This is a genomic window from Pseudoduganella aquatica (assembly GCF_009857595.1).
GTDB classification, from domain to species: Bacteria; Pseudomonadota; Gammaproteobacteria; order Burkholderiales; family Burkholderiaceae_D; genus Rugamonas; species Rugamonas aquatica_A.
This window is the reverse complement of sequence record NZ_WWCU01000040.1, coordinates 42,635-58,787: the sequence shown is the minus strand read 5'-3', so window position 1 is coordinate 58,787 and position 16,153 is coordinate 42,635. Positions and strand designations below refer to the sequence as shown.

At 66.6% G+C, this 16,153-nt stretch carries 12 protein-coding genes; all 12 read right to left on the bottom strand.

Features of this window, described 5'->3' with window-relative positions:
* Positions 1-900 (bottom strand): CheR family methyltransferase (locus GTP77_RS25015; protein ID WP_161074872.1); only part of this gene is annotated, 900 nt, incomplete at its 3' end.
* Positions 897-1,361 carry a chemotaxis protein CheW gene (locus tag GTP77_RS25010; RefSeq protein ID WP_161074871.1) on the bottom strand — a complete coding sequence of 155 codons (465 nt, stop codon included), beginning with the start codon at positions 1,359-1,361 and terminating at the stop codon, positions 897-899. The genes GTP77_RS25015 and GTP77_RS25010, both read right to left, overlap by 4 nt.
* Before the next feature lie 10 nt (positions 1,362-1,371).
* The gene (locus tag GTP77_RS25005; RefSeq protein WP_161074870.1) at positions 1,372-3,192 is read right to left on the bottom strand and encodes a methyl-accepting chemotaxis protein; all 1,821 of its coding nucleotides are present in this window, start codon (positions 3,190-3,192) and stop codon (positions 1,372-1,374) included.
* A 79-nt stretch (positions 3,193-3,271) separates the two neighbouring features.
* Complete coding sequence (locus GTP77_RS25000; RefSeq protein ID WP_187358846.1) at positions 3,272-5,104, bottom strand: methyl-accepting chemotaxis protein; 1,833 nt, start codon at positions 5,102-5,104, stop codon at positions 3,272-3,274.
* Positions 5,105-5,151: 47 nt separating this feature from the next.
* Positions 5,152-6,963, bottom strand: coding sequence for a methyl-accepting chemotaxis protein (locus GTP77_RS24995; protein WP_161074869.1), 1,812 nt, complete (start codon positions 6,961-6,963; stop codon positions 5,152-5,154).
* Positions 6,964-7,084: 121 nt separating this feature from the next.
* Entirely contained in the window at positions 7,085-8,317 is a 1,233-nt protein-coding gene (locus tag GTP77_RS24990) for an argininosuccinate synthase (protein ID WP_161074868.1), read from the bottom strand.
* Positions 8,318-8,360: 43 nt separating this feature from the next.
* Positions 8,361-9,287 carry an ornithine carbamoyltransferase gene (gene argF / locus GTP77_RS24985; RefSeq protein ID WP_161074867.1) on the bottom strand — a complete coding sequence of 309 codons (927 nt, stop codon included), beginning with the start codon at positions 9,285-9,287 and terminating at the stop codon, positions 8,361-8,363.
* A 232-nt stretch (positions 9,288-9,519) separates the two neighbouring features.
* Positions 9,520-10,149 (bottom strand): PEP-CTERM sorting domain-containing protein, encoded by a 630-nt coding sequence (locus tag GTP77_RS24980; protein WP_161074866.1) that lies wholly within the window; start codon positions 10,147-10,149, stop codon positions 9,520-9,522.
* Positions 10,150-10,158: 9 nt separating this feature from the next.
* Positions 10,159-11,604 carry a pectate lyase family protein gene (locus tag GTP77_RS24975; RefSeq protein ID WP_161074865.1) on the bottom strand — a complete coding sequence of 482 codons (1,446 nt, stop codon included), beginning with the start codon at positions 11,602-11,604 and terminating at the stop codon, positions 10,159-10,161.
* A gap of 327 nt (positions 11,605-11,931) precedes the next feature.
* The gene (locus tag GTP77_RS24970; RefSeq protein WP_161074864.1) at positions 11,932-14,772 is read right to left on the bottom strand and encodes an ATP-binding protein; all 2,841 of its coding nucleotides are present in this window, start codon (positions 14,770-14,772) and stop codon (positions 11,932-11,934) included.
* A 96-nt stretch (positions 14,773-14,868) separates the two neighbouring features.
* Positions 14,869-15,801: a ribosome small subunit-dependent GTPase A gene (rsgA, locus tag GTP77_RS24965; RefSeq protein WP_161074863.1), complete on the bottom strand. Its 933-nt coding sequence runs from the start codon at positions 15,799-15,801 to the stop codon at positions 14,869-14,871.
* Positions 15,798-16,151, bottom strand: coding sequence for a 4a-hydroxytetrahydrobiopterin dehydratase (locus tag GTP77_RS24960; RefSeq protein WP_161074862.1), 354 nt, complete (start codon positions 16,149-16,151; stop codon positions 15,798-15,800). The genes rsgA and GTP77_RS24960 overlap by 4 nt, the downstream gene beginning before the upstream one ends.
* Between the last annotated feature and the right edge of the window lie 2 nt (positions 16,152-16,153).

Genomic DNA, 16,153 nt, shown 5'->3' with positions numbered 1-16,153 from the left:
GGGAGCTGCCGCGGGCGCCGCTGTGCGGCTGGCCTTGCGCCGTTCGACTTCGAATGCCGGCCGTGCGGGCGGCGGCGCACGCAGAGGCATGGGGGGCTGCGGCGGCGCGGGCACGGCCGTGGGCGCGGGCTGGGTATCTTTTTTCAGGCCGAAGGCTTGCCGGTGCTGCAGCGGCGTGAAGCCGTGCTGTGTGAACGATGGCACTTCGGCGTAGCCCGCGAACAGGATGCCGTCGTCCGAGAGCAGCGCGGACAGGCGTTCGATGGCGGCCTTGGTGGTCGGCTTGTCGAAGTAGATCAGCAGGTTGCGGCAAAAAATAATGTCGTACAGGCGTCCGCCCGGATCGAGTTCCAGCAGGTTGCCCTGGTTGAAGCGCACCTGCGCGCGTATGGCTTCGTCTATCAGGTACTCTTCCTTGCCCAGGCTGGTGAAGAAGCGGTCGCGGAAGGCCAGGTCCTGCGCGCGGAAGGCGTTGCGGCCATATACGCCGCTGCGCGCGCGCGCCACGCAGCCGGGGCTCAGGTCATAAGCGTCGATACTGAAGGCGCTGCGCGGCACGCCCGCGTCGCACAAGGCCATGGCCATGGAGTAGGGCTCCTCGCCGCCGGCGCAGGGAATGGACAGGATGCGCACCGGGCGCAGCGGCGCACCCTGGCGCGCCATGCGCGCTTGCACGAACTCCACCGCCACATGAAAAGCCTGCGGGTCGCGGAACAGCCACGACTCCGGCACCACCACCAGTTCAACCAGTTCGGTCAGCTCGTCCGGGCACAGCTTGGCCAGGTACTCTTCGCGGTTGACTTCTCCGGTCAGCGCCATGCGCTCGCGGATGGCGCGGTCGGCCGCCGCCTTGGAGACGGTCAGGCCGGTCACCCGGCGCAGCATGGCTTGGGCGCTCATGGCGCGGCGTCCCCTGACTGCGCCTGGAACAGCGTTGCGCGCAGATCGGGCGGCAGCAAACGGGCCAGCTCGACCAGCTGCACCATGCCGGCGCCGTCGCCCGCCACCTGGCCCAGGAAGGGCGCGGCCTGCACGCCGCTGCCGGCCAGCGCGTGTTCGTCCAGCTCCTGCACGCCCAGCACCCGTTCGGCCAGCAGGCCAAGCGCGTGCACGCCGCCTTCGGGGCTGACATAGTCCACCACCACGATGCGGGTGTCGACGTGTTCAGCACTGGCGGCGCCGCCGCCCAGGCGGGCCAGGTCGATCACCGGCACTACGATGCCGTGCAGATTCATCAGCCCGGCCACGGCCTGCGGCGCCAGCGGCAGGCGCTTGAGCTCCATCAGCGGCAGCACGCGCTGCACCGCGCCCAGGCGCAGCCCGTAGCGGTCCTGGCCGATGTGGAATACCAGCAGTTTCATTGGGGCCGCCTCAGACCGCGACGGCGAAGGTGGCCACGCTGGCCTGCAGGTCGCCGGCCGCGTACTGCAGCTGGTGCACCGCTTCGCTGGTGGCCCTGAGCGATTCCACGGTTTGCTGGGTGGCGTCGTTCAGCTGCATCATGGTCTCGGTGATCTGCTGCGCGCCCACGGCCTGCGACTGCATGCCTTGCAGCACGGCGTCGAACTGCGGCGCCAGTTTCTGCACCTGGTCCATCACGCCCGATAGCTGGTCCGTCACCTGGCGCACCTCGCCCACGCTGCGGCGCACCTCCTCGGAGAATTTGTCCATGCCCATCACGCTGGCAGACACGGCCGACTGCATTTCCTTGAGCATCTGCTCGATGTCCCAGGTCGATACCGAGGTCTGGTCCGCCAGGCGGCGGATCTCGGTGGCCACCACCGAGAAGCCGCGCCCCGCCTCGCCGGCCTTCTCGGCTTCGATGGCCGCGTTCAGCGACAGGATGTTGGTCTGGTCGGCCACCTTGGTGATGGTGGTCAGCACGCTGTTGATATTGCTGGCCTTCTCGGACAGGGCGGCCAGCTTGGCGCTGATCGAGTCGGTGGCCGAGACCATGTGCTGCATGGTTTCGTCCATGCGCTTGAGATTGTCCTGCGCTTCGGCGGTGGCGCTGGTGGTGTAGTCCGCCACGACGGTGGCGCCCTCCATGGTCTTGAGCAGCTGCGAGGTATTGGCGGAGATTTCCTTGGTGGTGCTGAGCACCTCAACGCTGGTCTGGGCCTGCTCCACGCCGGTGGCTTCCTGCTGCTTGGCCGAGGCGGCGATTTCGGTGGCCGAGGTGGTGACCTGGATGCCTGCCTTCTGAATGTTGTTGAGCAGGACGCGCAGATTGTCGAACATCTTCGACAGGCCGTGGCCCAGCTGGCCGATGGCGTCGGTGCCGCCCACCGTCACCTGGGCGGTCAGGTCGCCCGAGGCGGCCTTGCTCACCACTTCCAGCAGCGAGTCCACCTTGGACTTGAGCAGATTGGTGTCGGCCAGCTCCCTGGCCTGGTTGTCCTGGATGGCCTGCGCCATGCGGTTGAATTCCGTGCTGACCTGGCCCAGTTCGTCGCCGGAGATGACCGTCGCGCGCGCCGACTGTTCGCCGGCGGCGATGCGGCCGACCGCCTGGGTCAGGCTGTTGAGCGGCGAGAGCAGGGCGTTCGACAGCATCCAGGCGATTGCCACGCCCAGCGCAATACAGGCGGCGCCGCCCGCCGACAGTACCAGCACCATGGAGCGCTGCAGGTCGGCGGAGTTTTGCGTGCGCGCCGCCAGCAGGCGGTTTTCCTCGGCGGCAGCCTCGGCCAGTTCCTTGTGCACGGCGCTGATCACCGGACTGCCTTGCTTGAGCTGAGACTGCGGCGCGCGGCCGATGGCGTCCGCCGCGCCGGGCGTGTCGCCCAGTTCCTGGCGGCGTATGAGCTGCACCTCCACCACGTCCTTGACCCAGGTGTCGAGCAGGGCGCGCACTTTTTTCAGGCGCTCGAACTGGACCGGATTGTCGGCGATAAGCGCCTGCAGTTTTTGCATGGCGGTGGGCAGGTCGGCCAGCTCCCTTTTAACGCGCTCGAGCCGCGCCGCGTCACCGGTCAGGTAGTAGCCGCGCGTTTCATTCTGCGCTTCCAGAATGTCGTTGCTGACGGCGTCGATGGCCAGCAGCACTTCCATCGTGTGCCTGTCCCAGCCATTGGCCTCGGACAGGCGGGAAAAATTGTTGTACGCCACCAGGAGCAGGGCCACGATGATGGCCAGTATGGCGGCAAAGCCGGAATACAGTTTCTTCTTGATACTCAGGTCTTTGAGCATGTCTGTTCCATGGTTCGGTAGCAATGTGTCATTCTGCCATGCCCGGCTTGCGGATGGCAGGGAAACTGTGGTGAAGCGGTCACGCCGCCTGCGCCGGCCGGGCCGCGACGTCGAAGCGGCTCACACTCGCTTGCAGGTCGCCAGCCGCGTATTGCAGCTGCAGCACCGCCTCGCTGGTGGAGCGCAGCGAGGTCACGCTTTGCTGGGTGGCGTCGTTCAGCTGCATCATGGTCTCGGTGATCTGCTGCGCGCCCACGGCTTGCGACTGCATGCCTTGCAGCACGGCGTCGAACTGCGGCGACAGCTTCTGCACCTGGTCCATCACGCCCGAAAGCTGGTCCGTCACCTGGCGCACCTCGCCCACGCTGCGGCGCACCTCCTCGGAGAATTTGTCCATCCCCATCACGCTGGCCGACACCGCCGACTGCATCTCCTTGAGCATCTGCTCGATGTCCCAGGTCGACACCGAGGTCTGGTCCGCCAGGCGGCGGATCTCGGTGGCCACCACCGAGAAGCCGCGTCCCGCCTCGCCGGCCTTCTCGGCCTCGATGGCCGCGTTCAGCGACAGGATGTTGGTCTGGTCGGCCACCTTGGTGATGGTGGTCAGCACGCTGTTGATATTGCTGGCCTTCTCGGACAGGGCGGCCAGCTTGGCGCTGATCGAGTCCGTGGCGGAGACCATGTGCTGCATGGTGTCGTCCATGCGCTTGAGATTGTCCTGCGCTTCGGCGGTGGCGCTGGTGGTGTAGTCCGCCACGGCGGTGGCGTTTTCCATCGCTTGCAGCAGCTGCGTGGTGTTGGACGAGATTTCCTTGGTGGTGCTGAGCACTTCCACGCTGGTCTGGGCCTGTTCCACGCCGGTGGCTTCCTGCTGGCGCGAAGCGGCCGCGATTTCGGTGGCGGACGTGGTGACCATGATGCCGGCCTTCTGCACATTGCCCAGCAGGGTGCGCAGATCGCCCAGCATGGCTTCCAGGCCGTGGCCCAGGCGGCCGATGGCGTCGTCGCCGCCGACGGTGATGGCGGCGGTCAGGTCGCCGGCGGCGGCCTTCGAGACCACTTCCAGCAGGGAGTCCACTTTCGACTTGAGCAGGCGCGTGTCCGCCAGCTCGCGCGCCGTGTTGTCTTCGATGGCCTGCGCCATGCGGTTGAATTCCAGCGTGACCTGGCCCAGCTCATCGCCGGAGACCACTTCCGCGCGCGCCGACTGCTCGCCCGCCGCGATGCGGCCCACCGCCTGCGACAAGGCGTTCACCGGCGCCATCAGCGTGCGGGTGAGCTGCCAGCCCACGGCCGCCGCCAGCGCAACGCACAGCGCGCCGCCCCCGGCCAGCAGCAGCGCCAGCGTGTGCTGCAGCGACTCGGTGCGCGCCGCGCGTTCGGTTTTCAGGCGCTGTTCCTCGGCGGTGGCGGCGGCGATCAGTTCGCGGATGGCCGCCACCGTGGCGCGGCTGTTGCCCACTTCCGGCTGTTTGGCGGTGGCGTCCGCGCTGCCCAGTTCGCGCCGCTTGGCCACCAGCGGCTCGATGGCGGTGGCGATCCATTGCCGCACCAGCCGGTCCAGCTGCTGCATGCGCTGCTGCTGGTCCGGATTGTTGCGGGTGAGCGCCGCCACTTCGGCAATGTGTTCGTGGATGCCGGCCATGCCGGTTTGCGGCAGCGTGTAGCTGGTGTCGCTGCCGTTCAGCAGGAAGCCGCGCGCCTGGATCTGGATGGTCTGGATGGCTTGCGTAACCTGGTCGATCCGCAGCAGCACTTCCATGGTGTGGTTGTCCAGCTCACTGGCGTGCGACAGCCGCGCGAGGTTGTAATAGGCGCCGCCGAGCAGCAGCAAGATGATGGCGATGATGGCGCTCAGGCCAAGCTGAAGCTTGCGCTTGATACTGGTCCTGGAAATACTGGTCTTGTTCAATCTGGTCTTCCGCAGTGGGGGCTGCGGAATTATAGGCTATCTATATGCTAGAGATTGACCGCGAACGAGGAGACGCTGCTTTGCAGCCCGTCGGCCGCGTATTGCAGCTGCTGCACCGCCTCGCTGGTGCTGCGCAGCGATTCCACGCTTTGCTGGGTGGCGTCGTTCAGCTGCATCATGGTCTCGCTGATCTGCTGCGCGCCCACGGCCTGCGACTGCATGCCCTGCAGCACGGCGTCGAACTGCGGCGACAGCTTCTGCACCTGGTCCATCACACCGGAGAGCTGGTCCGTCACCTGGCGCACCTCGCCCACGCTGCGGCGCACCTCCTCGGAGAATTTGTCCATGCCCATCACGCTGGCCGACACGGCCGACTGCATCTCCTTGAGCATCTGCTCGATGTCCCAGGTCGATACCGAGGTCTGGTCCGCCAGGCGGCGGATCTCGGTGGCCACCACCGAGAAGCCGCGTCCCGCCTCGCCGGCCTTCTCGGCCTCGATGGCCGCGTTCAGCGACAGGATGTTGGTCTGGTCGGCCACCTTGGTGATGGTGGTCAGCACGCTGTTGATATTGCTGGCCTTCTCGGACAGGGCGGCCAGCTTGGCGCTGATGGAATCGGTGGCCGAGACCATGTGCTGCATGGTTTCGTCCATGCGCTTGAGATTGTCCTGCGCTTCGGCGGTGGCGCTGGTGGTGTAGTCCGCCACGGCGGTGGCGCCTTCCATGGTCTTGAGCAGTTGCGAGGTGTTGGCCGAGATTTCCTTGGTGGTGCTGAGCACCTCAACGCTGGTCTGGGCCTGCTCCACGCCGGTGGCTTCCTGCTCCTTGGCCGAGGCGGCGATCTGGGTGGCCGAGGTGGTGACCTGGATGCCGGCTTTCTGCACGTTGTTGAGCAGCGTGCGCAGGTTGTCGAACATGGTGGCCAAACCGTGCGCCAACTGGCCGATGGCGTCGCTGCCGGTCACGGTAACCCTGCCGGTCAGGTCGCCGGAGGCGGCCTTGCTCACCACGGCCAGCAGCGAGTCCACCTTGGACTTGAGCAGATTGGTGTCGGCCAGCTCCCTGGCCTGGCTGTCCTGGATGGCTTGCGCCATGCGGTTGAATTCCGTGCCGACCTGGCCCAGTTCATCGTTCGAGATCACGTCCACCCGGGCCGACTGCTCGCCGGACGCGATGCGGCCTGCGGCCTGCATCAGCAGGTTCAGGGGCGTGAGCAGGGCGCGCAGAAGCAGCCAGGCGACGGCGACGGCCAGCAGCACCACCAGCGCGCCGCCGCCGCCCAGCAGCCAGTTTTGGGCTTGCTGCAGCTCGCGCACCTCGGTGGAACGCTGCGCCAGCAGGCGGTTTTCGTCTGCGCTCATGTCGGCCAGCAGCTTGCGCACGTCGGCGATGATCTTGGAGCCATTGAGCACGTCCGCCGCCGTCGCCACCTGCTGCGACACGCCGGCCTGCTTGTTCAATTCGCGCCGCTTGTCGAGCAGGGGATGGATGATGTTCTGCACCCAGTCCTCGGCCATGGGGCCGAGCTTTTTCAGGCGCTCCTGCTGAACTGGATTGTCGCCGGTCAGCGCGAGGGCGCGCGCAACGTGGCGGCGCATGGATTCTTCCTCTTGTGGTATGACCTGCACCAGGCTCTCGTTCCCGGTCAGCATGAAGCCGCGCGTGGAATTCTGGACCTGCAGCACCGCGTTGGCGATCTGGTCGGCCTCCAGCAGCACTTCCAGCGTGTGGCGGTCCCACGCGTTGGCCTCGGAGAGCTGGTTGAACTGGCGGTAGGATAGCCCCAGTAGTATCAACAGCACTGCGACGATGGCGGCAAGGCCGCCGGCCAGCTTGGTTTTGATGCGCAAGTCGTTCATGTATGTTCTCCGCTGTCGATATGGCAATGTAGCATTGCAGCCGGAGAAAGCACAACGGGCCGCACAAGGCGGCCCGTTAATTCTGGTACAGCGTGTTGTAACGCTGTACGGCGTTGCGGTATTACTGGCCGCGCTTCAGGCGGGCGTTGGCGGCGATGCGCATGCGCAGCGCGTTCAGCTTGATGAAGCCGCCGGCGTCGGCCTGGTTGTAGGCGCCGCCGTCTTCGTCGAAGGTCGCGATGTTCATGTCGAACAGCGAGTCGGTCTTCGAATCGCGCGACACCACGATCACATTGCCCTTGTACAGCTTGACGCGTACCCAGCCGTTCACGGTGGCCTGGGTGTGGTCGATCAGGGTCTGGATCGCGACGCGCTCGGGCGCCCACCAGTAGCCGTTGTAGATCATGGATGCGTAGCGCGGCATCAGGTCGTCCTTCAGGTGGGCCACTTCGCGGTCCAGCGTGATGGATTCAATGGCGCGGTGGGCCTTGAGCATGATGGTGCCGCCCGGGGTTTCGTAGCAGCCGCGCGACTTCATGCCGACGTAGCGGTTTTCCACCAGGTCCAGGCGGCCGATGCCGTGCTTGCCGCCCAGGCGGTTCAGTTCCGTCAGCACGGTGGCAGGCGACATGCGCACGCCGTTCAGGGCCACGATGTCGCCCTTTTCGTATTCGATGTCCAGGTACTCGGGCTGGTCGGGAGCCGCTTCCGGGCTCACGCTCCAGCGCCACATCGATTCCTCGGCTTCGGCGCTTGGGTTTTCCAGGTGGCGGCCTTCGAAGGAGATGTGCAGCAGGTTGGCGTCCATCGAGTACGGCGCGCCGCCGTTCTTGTGCTTCATGTCGATGGCGATGCCGGCGTCTTCCGCGTACTTCAGCAGTTTTTCACGCGACAGCAGGTCCCACTCGCGCCACGGGGCGATCACTTTGACGCCTGGCTTCAGCGCGTAGGCGCCCAGTTCGAAGCGCACCTGGTCGTTGCCCTTGCCGGTGGCGCCGTGCGAGATGGCGTCGGCGCCAGTCTCGTTGGCGATCTCGATCAGGCGCTTGGCGATCAGCGGACGCGCGATCGAAGTGCCCAGCAGGTATTCGCCTTCGTACACGGTGTTGGCGCGGAACATGGGGAACACGAAGTCGCGCACGAATTCTTCGCGCACGTCGTCGATGTAGATGTTCTCAGGCTTGATGCCGAACTTCAGCGCCTTGGCGCGCGCCGGTTCCAGTTCCTCGCCCTGGCCCAGGTCGGCCGTGAAGGTGACGATTTCGCACTGGTAGTTATCCTGCAGCCACTTCAGGATCACGGAGGTGTCCAGGCCGCCCGAGTAGGCGAGGACTACTTTTTTGATGTCGCTCATGGTCGTTCCATTCTTGGTCAAAATTAGAATTCGTTGTTGCCGCTTACTTGCCGTCCAGGCGGCCCAGCAGCAGGTACTCGATCAGCGCCTTCTGGATATGCAGGCGGTTCTCGGCTTCGTCCCACACCACGGACTGCGGGCCGTCGATCACGTCGGCCGACACTTCTTCGCCGCGGTGCGCCGGCAGGCAGTGCATGAACAGCGCGTCAGGCTTGGCGCGCGCCATCTTGGCCGAGTCGACGATCCAGCCGTCGAAGGCCTTCAGGCGGGCCGCGTTCTCGTCCTCGTAGCCCATGCTGGTCCACACGTCGGTGTTGACCAGGTCCGCGCCTTCGCAGGCGTCGGACGGATTGGCGAAGAAGGTGTAGCGGTCGGTGGAGACCAGCGACATGTCCATGTCGTAGCCCTTGGGCGTGGACACGTTGACGTGGAAGCCGAATACCTCGGCCGCCTGCAGCCAGGAGTACAGCATGTTGTTGGCGTCGCCGACCCAGGCCACGGTCTTGCCGGCGATGGAGCCGCGATGCTCGTAGTAGGTGAAGATGTCGGCGAACACCTGGCAGGGGTGGTGCTCGTTGGTCAGGCCGTTAATCACCGGCACGCGCGAATGGGCGGCGAAACGCTCGATGATGTCCTGGCCGAAGGTGCGCACCATCAGCACGTCGCACATGCGCGACATGACCTGGCCTGCGTCTTCCACCGGTTCGCCGCGGCCCAGCTGGGAATCGCGCGTGTTCAGGTAGATGGCGGCGCCGCCCAGCTGGTGCATGCCGGCCTCGAAGGAGAGGCGGGTGCGAGTGGAGTTCTTGTCGAACACCATCACCAGCGTGCGGTCGACCAGCGGGTGGTAGATCTCGTAGTTCTTGAATTTGCGCTTGATGACGTGGGCGCGTTCGATCACGTATTCGTATTCATCCAACGACAAGTCGGAAAACTGCAGGTAGTGCCGAATCGGTTTTTGGGTAGACATAGTGACAACGATTTGTTGGGCTGGCAGGGGCGGGGGTGCCGGAAACGCCAGCTTAGCAAAACATTATACGGCTAAATTCCGGCTATAGCGATGTGGCTGGCTTAACTGGCCGGCTGCGGGCCGGATGGCGGCGGGTACGGCGCGACACGTCAGCGGCACAGACGCCTTTTGGCCATGGCAGGATGCCGCGCGCAGCCTCAAGGTGCTGGCGCGCGGCATGCCCTGCGGGGCGTCAGTCCTGCTTGCGGCGGCGCAGCGCGCCGGCGGCGACCAGGCCCAGGGTGAACAGCGCGATGCTGCCCGGCTCGGGCACGCTGGCGGCGGCCGCCGCGGCGCTGGCGTTCACGCGCAGGCCCATACCCAGTTCCAGGTCGGCCGCGTCATACCACTGGCCGCCTTGCTGCAGCGCGTAGCGGTTCAGCGGCTGGGCGGCCCAGCCGGGCATGCTGGCCTGGCTGGCGCTGCTGTAGCTGGGGCTGAACACCACCCAGTAGGCGCCAGGTCCCACGGCCCAGTCCAGCGCCGAAGCGCCGGTCCAGGCCAGTGCACCGGCCGCCGTGGCGATGCTGGCCGTGCGCAGCGCGCTGCCGGGGATGAAGCCGCCGTCGCCGTCCTCCACGCTGCTGAACAGGCTGATGCCCACCGTGCCCGCGTCCGTGCTGAAGTAGCCCTGGATGCTGTCTATGGTCATGGCCTCCAGCAGCGAGAACTGGCCGGCGTAGGAGTGGCCGCTGTTGAAGGCCCAGCCCGCGCCCACGGCGTTCGACGGGGTGCCGGTGTTGACCACCACGGTGGCCTGCGCCGTACCGGAAATGAGTGCCAGCATCATTGCCAGCTTGCCTGCCCAATGTTGGAATCGCATGGCTGCTCCTTATTTCAGTTTGCCGGCGCCGGCAGCGGCGGGCACGGCGGTGAGGGTGGAGGTGGCCGTTTGCAGCGCATACAGGTATGGCGGCGTCCACAGGTTGGCGGCGGCGGGCAGGGCGTAGCCGCACTGGCCGTCCACCGCGTTGGTGCCGGCCTTGTCGCTGGTGAAGATGTGGCCGGACGAGCGGAAGCCGATAAAGTCCTTGCCCTTGATGGCCTTGCCGCAGAACTCGCTCAGTTTCAGGCCGGTGATGTTGTAGTAGTTATTCTCCAGCAGCATATTGGAGCGGTAGCGCGCGTCGGTGCCGCTGGCGAACTTGATGTCGGCGTTGGTGGTGGACACGCTGCCGGTGATCAGGTTGTTGAACAGGTGCACCTGGCCGTAGCGGTTCAGCGGCAAACGGGTGGTGGCGCCGTCCCACCAGTTGCCGCTGAAGGTCACGTGCAGGCGGCCTTCGTCGCTCCAGGCGCGGCCGGAGTCGCCGTTGCCCACCAGCGTGGTCTTGTGGTGCTTGTTGAACACGCTGTTGGAGATGGTCACGTAGTCGCTGCCGCGCACCACGTCGAGCGCGCCGTCGTGGCGGGTCTTGAAGGTGCCGGTGGCCATGGACTCGGGCGTGTCGCCGTCGCTCATGGTGATGTGGTCCAGGTAGATGTTCTGCGCGCGCGAGACGGTCACGCCGTCCGCATAGGCATTGGCCGAGTCTTCCGGGTTGACGTCCCACGGCGTGTCGATGACGAGGTTGCGCACGATGACGTTGCGGGTCCAGGTCGGATAGTCGTCGCCGTCCTTGCCGGCGGCGATCCAGTTCTTGAAGTCGGTCTCCTCGCTGCCGCCGGGCGTGAGCGCCAGTTCGCCGCCTATCAGTAGCGCCGTGCCGGTGATGCGCGCCGGCCGGCCCTGGGCGTCGTTGATGCCCACCAGCGTGGTGTTGGACGGAATGCTGATGGAGCCGCCGTATTTCTGGTCGGCGTAGCTGGTGTACTCGCGGAACACGGTGTTGTTCTCGCTCCAGCGCAGGTCGATATGGCCGATCACGCGGATGATCTTGGCGTCGTTGCCGGCCTCGTTGATGGCGGCCACCAGCTGCTGGCCGTTGTACACGGTGTAGACGCGGTTGGCGGTGGCGGCGCTGCCGCCGGTCACCAGCACTTTGCCTTTGCGCGACCAGCTGTGCCAGCCGGTGGCGGGGGCGGTCTGGCGCTCGAAGGTGAGCACGCCGCCGGTGGGGTCGCCGCTGGCGAATTGCCAGACCGGCAGCGCGGGCGCGGCCATATAGCTGGCCGGGTCGTGCAGGCCGTCCACCAGCACCGGGGCCGAGTAGTTGCGCACGCCGTATTGGGCGGTTTGCAGCGGGGTGCTGGGGCCGGTCAGGCTGGCGGCGTTGATGGTGGCGGCGTGCGCCGACGAGGCCAGCAGGATGCCGGCAGCGAACAGGGTAGATTTCAAGGTTGGTCTCCGTTTATAAGTATGTACGGTCCGTACCCGCGTGACTGCGCCTTGCCTGGGGCAATAGCAAAAGAAACGGGAGGGTAGGGAAAACTTCCAGCATTGCGGCCGCTTGTCTATGCGAGCGGACCGCCACGCTGATGCAGGCACCTTGCGTACCTGCTGCCTTTGCAAAGAGGGCGGGGAGCCGAGTTTGCTCAGGTTGGAACCGCCGCTCGCGCCGGTGGGCGCATCGCAGTGGTCAGGCCAATCCTACGTTGGCGCGGAAAATTATGCAATAGTCAACGCAAGCACTGTGGTTTGTTTGCCAAGCCCGCCTGCGCGGCGTCAGTGGTAGATGGCCACCGGCCCGGTGTCCTCCGGCAGCGGCGCCGTCAGCGGCAGGTCCAGCGTGAAGCTGGTGCCGGCCGGGCTGCTGTTCACGCTGATCTGGCCGCCCAGCAGCGAGGTGACGATGTTGTAGCTGATCGACAGCCCCAGGCCGCTGCCGCCCTGGCCCAGCTTGGTGGTGAAGAAGGGGTCGAAAATGCGCGACTGGTTCTCGGCCGGGATGCCGCCGCCGTTGTCGCTGAACACCACCAGCGCGCGGCCTTCGAACGGCGTGCCGGCGCTGAGCCGCATGCGGCCATGCGAGCGCCCTTCAAAGGCGTGCAGCAGCGCGTTGTTGATGAAGTTGGCCAGCACCTGGCCGAAGGGGCCGGGGTAGCTGTCCATGGCCAGCGCGTCCGGTATGTCGTATTCGATGCTGTGGTTGGCGTTGCGGATGCGGTTCATCATGGTGGCCACCACTTCGTGCACCACCTGCTGCAGGTTGAACATGCGGCGCTGCTCGGTGGTGCGGTCCACCGCCACCTGCTTGAAGCTGTTCACCAGGTCGGCCGCGCTGGTGAGACCGCGCATCACCAGTTCGGACGCCTTCTGCGCGTCGGCCACGTAGGCGGCCAGTTCCGAACGGCGCAGGCCGGGGCCGTTCAGCTGCTGCTCGATCTCGGCGGTCTTCTGCTGCAAGGTGCTGGCGATCAGCAGGCTGTTGCCGATGGGCGTGTTCAGCTCGTGCGCCACGCCCGCCATCAGCGAACCCAGCGCGGCCAGCTTTTCCTGCGACACCAGCTGGGTCTGCGCGTCCTGCAGCTGGCGGTAGGCTTGCGCGTTGTCCAGCGCGATGGCGCCATACGCGCACAGGGTGCGGAAGATCAGCCGTTCGCGTTCACCGAAGGCGTTCACGGCCAGCGACTGCACCGTCATCACGCCCAGCGCGCGCTCTCCCACCAGCAGCGGCACGTACAGCGCGCTGTGGTTGGGGCAGGTGCCGGGGATGACGAAGCTGTTGGCCGTTTTGGCCAGGTCTTCCACGTACACTTCGCGCCGCTCGTTCAGGCTGCGCACCGAGAAGGAATGCGGGTGGGACAGCGGGATCACATTGGTGGGCAGCGCGCGGCCGCCTTCCACGCCGAAGGCGCGCGTGAGCGATTGGGCCGCCGCGTCGTACAGGTAGATGGCGAAGGTGTGCGCGTCCAGCAGCGCCCCAACGTGCCGGTCCAGCGCCTGGAACACGGCCGCCGCGTCCAGGTGGATGGTGATGTCGCGGCCGATGGCGGACAGGCGCTCCAGCATGGCGCTGGTCTGCTGCAGCACTTCCGCGCGGCGCGCTTCGGACGCGGCCAGTTCGCGGTGGTGCAGGCCCTCGGCGCGCGCGTGCTCGGTCTGGTGGTGCACCTGCATGGCCACGGCGCGGTTGGTGGCTTCCTGGCTGTGCGTCTTGTCGCGCGCCGCGCTGGCGGCCACCGCCATCTGGTAGGCCTGCTGGTAGCTGCCGGCGCAGGCGTATTCGCGCGCCAGCGCGTCCAGCAGGTCGCCCGGCACGGTGTACCCGGCGATGGTGGAGGCCAGCGCGAGGGCCTGGTGCAGATAGTGCAGCGTGGCGTTGAGTTCGGTCATGCCCTGCGGGCTGGGCAGCGCGTGGCGGCTGTGCAGCAGCGACAGCACGCGCAGCGCGGTGATCTGGTGGTGCGCGTTGCGCTGTTCGCCGGCCAGGCGCACCGCTTCCTGCGCGGCGCGCAGCGCCTCCTGCGGCCGCTCCAGGCCGGACAGCGCGTGCGCCTGGCCGCGCCGCGCCACGGTCTGGAAGTCCGCCTGCTGCAGCGCGTCGGCGCGGCCCTCCAGGCGGACGAAGGCGTCCAGCGCGGCGGCGTAGTCGCCCCGGTCCAGCGACAGGTCGCCCAGGTATTGCAGGGCGATGGCGTAGCTGCGCGCGCCCGACAGCGGGGCCAGGATGATCAGCGCCTCGTGCAGCAGTTCCTCCGCCGCGTCCAGCCGGCCCAGGCGGCGCATGGTGTCGGCCGTGTGCATCAGGCAGGCGCCCACGCTGCGCGGCCAGCCGGTGGGGCGCGCCAGGTCCAGCGCGCACTGCATCCATTCCAGCGCGGCGTGGTGGTCGTTCAGATTGGTGAAGTCCTCGCCGATATTGGTGGCCGAGGTGATGGCCGCGCGCAGCTGCCCGGTGGCCAGCGCGCTTTCATAGCTGCGGATGTAGTGGCTGGCGGCGCTGCCGAAATCGCTAGACAGGGTGGCCGCCACGCCCAGGTAGTCGTGGCGCCAGGCGGCATAGGCGGCAGGGCAGGCCAGCGGCTCCGGTTCCGGCGCCAGGTGCGTGTTCCAGCCGGCCGCGCTGTGCGGGTCGCGCAGGATGGCCCAGCGCGCGGTGGCGGCCTCGATGATGCGCTGGCGCTGGCGGTCTTGCGCCTTTTCGGCGGCGGCCATGGCCAGCGCCAGTTCGGCGTCGCGCCGTTCGTGGTCGCCCCGGTCGATGGCGATCCAGGCCTGCAGCCAGTGCGCGTCCGCGCAGCCGGCGTGTTCGTCCAGCGCGCACAGCTGTTCGAAAGCCAGGTGGGCCGCCGTTTCCGCCGCGTCCAGCGCGCCGCGCAGCCACAGCACTTCGGCTTGCGCCAGGTGCATGCGGGCGGCCAGGGCGGTGCGGGCGGGGGCGTCGAGGGTGGTTTCGGGCAGCAGGGCCAGCGCTTCCGCGGCCAGGGCATCGGCGCGTGCGCTGTCGCGCTGGCGCAGATGCCAGGCCAGCGGCAGCAGGACAGGCAGGCGCGCAACGCCGCGCAGGGGCAGTAGTGCTACCTCCCATTGCGCAACGTCATCCTCGCCTGCGAACATGTCCATGGTCTTGCCCCTGATTTGCCACTACCCGCTAATCATGCTCCAGAGCATCGAAAGGCGCAATCGACTTTTTAGGTAACTGCCAAGTAAATTGTTTTTTTAGTACAGGGTTTGCGCCGATTCGTGCAGCAGCTGGCCGTACAGCTCGTGCCGCAGCTTGGCGATTTCGCCCGCCTTGACCGCGTCCAGCACCGGGCATTGCGGCTCGATCAGGTGGCGGCAGTTGTAGTACTTGCAACCGCCCAGATAGGGCTTGAAGTCGCGGAAGGCGCGCTCCAGCATGCCTTCGCTCAGGTGGTAGAGGCCGAATTCCTGGAAGCCGGGCGAGTCGATGATGGACGTGTCCGGCCCCAGGTCGGGCATGCTGTACAGGCGGGTGAAGGTGGTGGTGTGCTTGCCGGTGTCCAGCGCGGCCGAAATTTCGCGCACGGCGATGTCGGCGCCCGGCACCAGCAGGTTGATCAGCGAGGACTTGCCCATGCCGGACTGGCCGATCAGGATGGACGAGTTGCCTTTCAGTAAAGGCTGCAGGGTGGCCACCGCATGCTCGGGATTGCCCTTGGCCGATACCTCGTGCACGGGGTAGCCCAGCTTGGAATACATCTTCAGGCGCTCGCGGGTGCGCTCCAGCGATTCGGTCACGTCCACCTTGTTCAGTATCAGGTGGATTTCAATGCCGGCCGCCTCGGCCGCCACGGTGGCGCGCGAGACCAGGTCGTCGGTGTAGCCGGGCTCGGTGGCCACCACGATGAACAGCTGGCTCACATTGGCGGCCAGCAGCTTGGACTTGTACTGGTCCGAGCGGTACAGCAGCGTCTTGCGCTCGGTGATCTCGTCGATGACGGCCTGGTCGGCCGAGGTGGCCGTCAGCTTGACGATATCGCCCACAGCCACATTGGTCTTCTTGCCGCGCGTAACGCATTGCACGCGCTCGCCGTTCACTTCGGCCAGGTAATGGCGGCCGTGGGCGGCGATGATCACGCCGGTCATCTGGCCGGGCTTGCTGGCGTGCGCCTTGGTCGATTGCTTCATGCGCGCTCCGCCAGTGCGTCCGCCTTGGCGGCGCAGATGAAGTCGTTGAGCGACAGGCCGCCCTGGCCCTGGTTCACGGAGTGGGTGTCGTAGCGGGCGATGCAGCGGTTATAGGTCACAGTCAGTTCCGGGTGGTGGTCTTCGGCGTGCGTGATATAGGCCAGCGCATTGACGAAGGCCAGCGTTTCATAATAGTCGGCGAAGCGGAACTCGCGCAGCAGCTTGCCGTTTTCCAGGCGCCACTGCGGCAGCAGGGCGGCCAGGCGCTGGGCCTCGGCCGCGTCCAGCGCATTTTTGGCGGGGGCGCAGTGCAGCGCGAGCAGGTCCTGGGCGTTGGCGATGGTGGTCATGA

Excerpts from the sequence above, each read along its gene's own strand:
- GTP77_RS25005 (WP_161074870.1), bottom strand. The coding sequence starts at position 3,192 with ATGCTCAAAGACCTGAGTATCAAGAAGAAACTGTATTCCGGCTTTGCC.
- GTP77_RS24980 (WP_161074866.1), bottom strand. The coding sequence starts at position 10,149 with ATGCGATTCCAACATTGGGCAGGCAAGCTGGCAATGATGCTGGCACTC.
- GTP77_RS24995 (WP_161074869.1), bottom strand. The coding sequence starts at position 6,963 with ATGAACGACTTGCGCATCAAAACCAAGCTGGCCGGCGGCCTTGCCGCC.
- GTP77_RS24960 (WP_161074862.1), bottom strand. The coding sequence starts at position 16,151 with ATGACCACCATCGCCAACGCCCAGGACCTGCTCGCGCTGCACTGCGCC.
- GTP77_RS24990 (WP_161074868.1), bottom strand. The coding sequence starts at position 8,317 with ATGAGCGACATCAAAAAAGTAGTCCTCGCCTACTCGGGCGGCCTGGAC.
- rsgA (WP_161074863.1), bottom strand. The coding sequence starts at position 15,801 with ATGAAGCAATCGACCAAGGCGCACGCCAGCAAGCCCGGCCAGATGACC.
- GTP77_RS24970 (WP_161074864.1), bottom strand. The coding sequence starts at position 14,772 with ATGGACATGTTCGCAGGCGAGGATGACGTTGCGCAATGGGAGGTAGCA.
- argF (WP_161074867.1), bottom strand. The coding sequence starts at position 9,287 with ATGTCTACCCAAAAACCGATTCGGCACTACCTGCAGTTTTCCGACTTG.
- GTP77_RS25010 (WP_161074871.1), bottom strand. The coding sequence starts at position 1,361 with ATGAAACTGCTGGTATTCCACATCGGCCAGGACCGCTACGGGCTGCGC.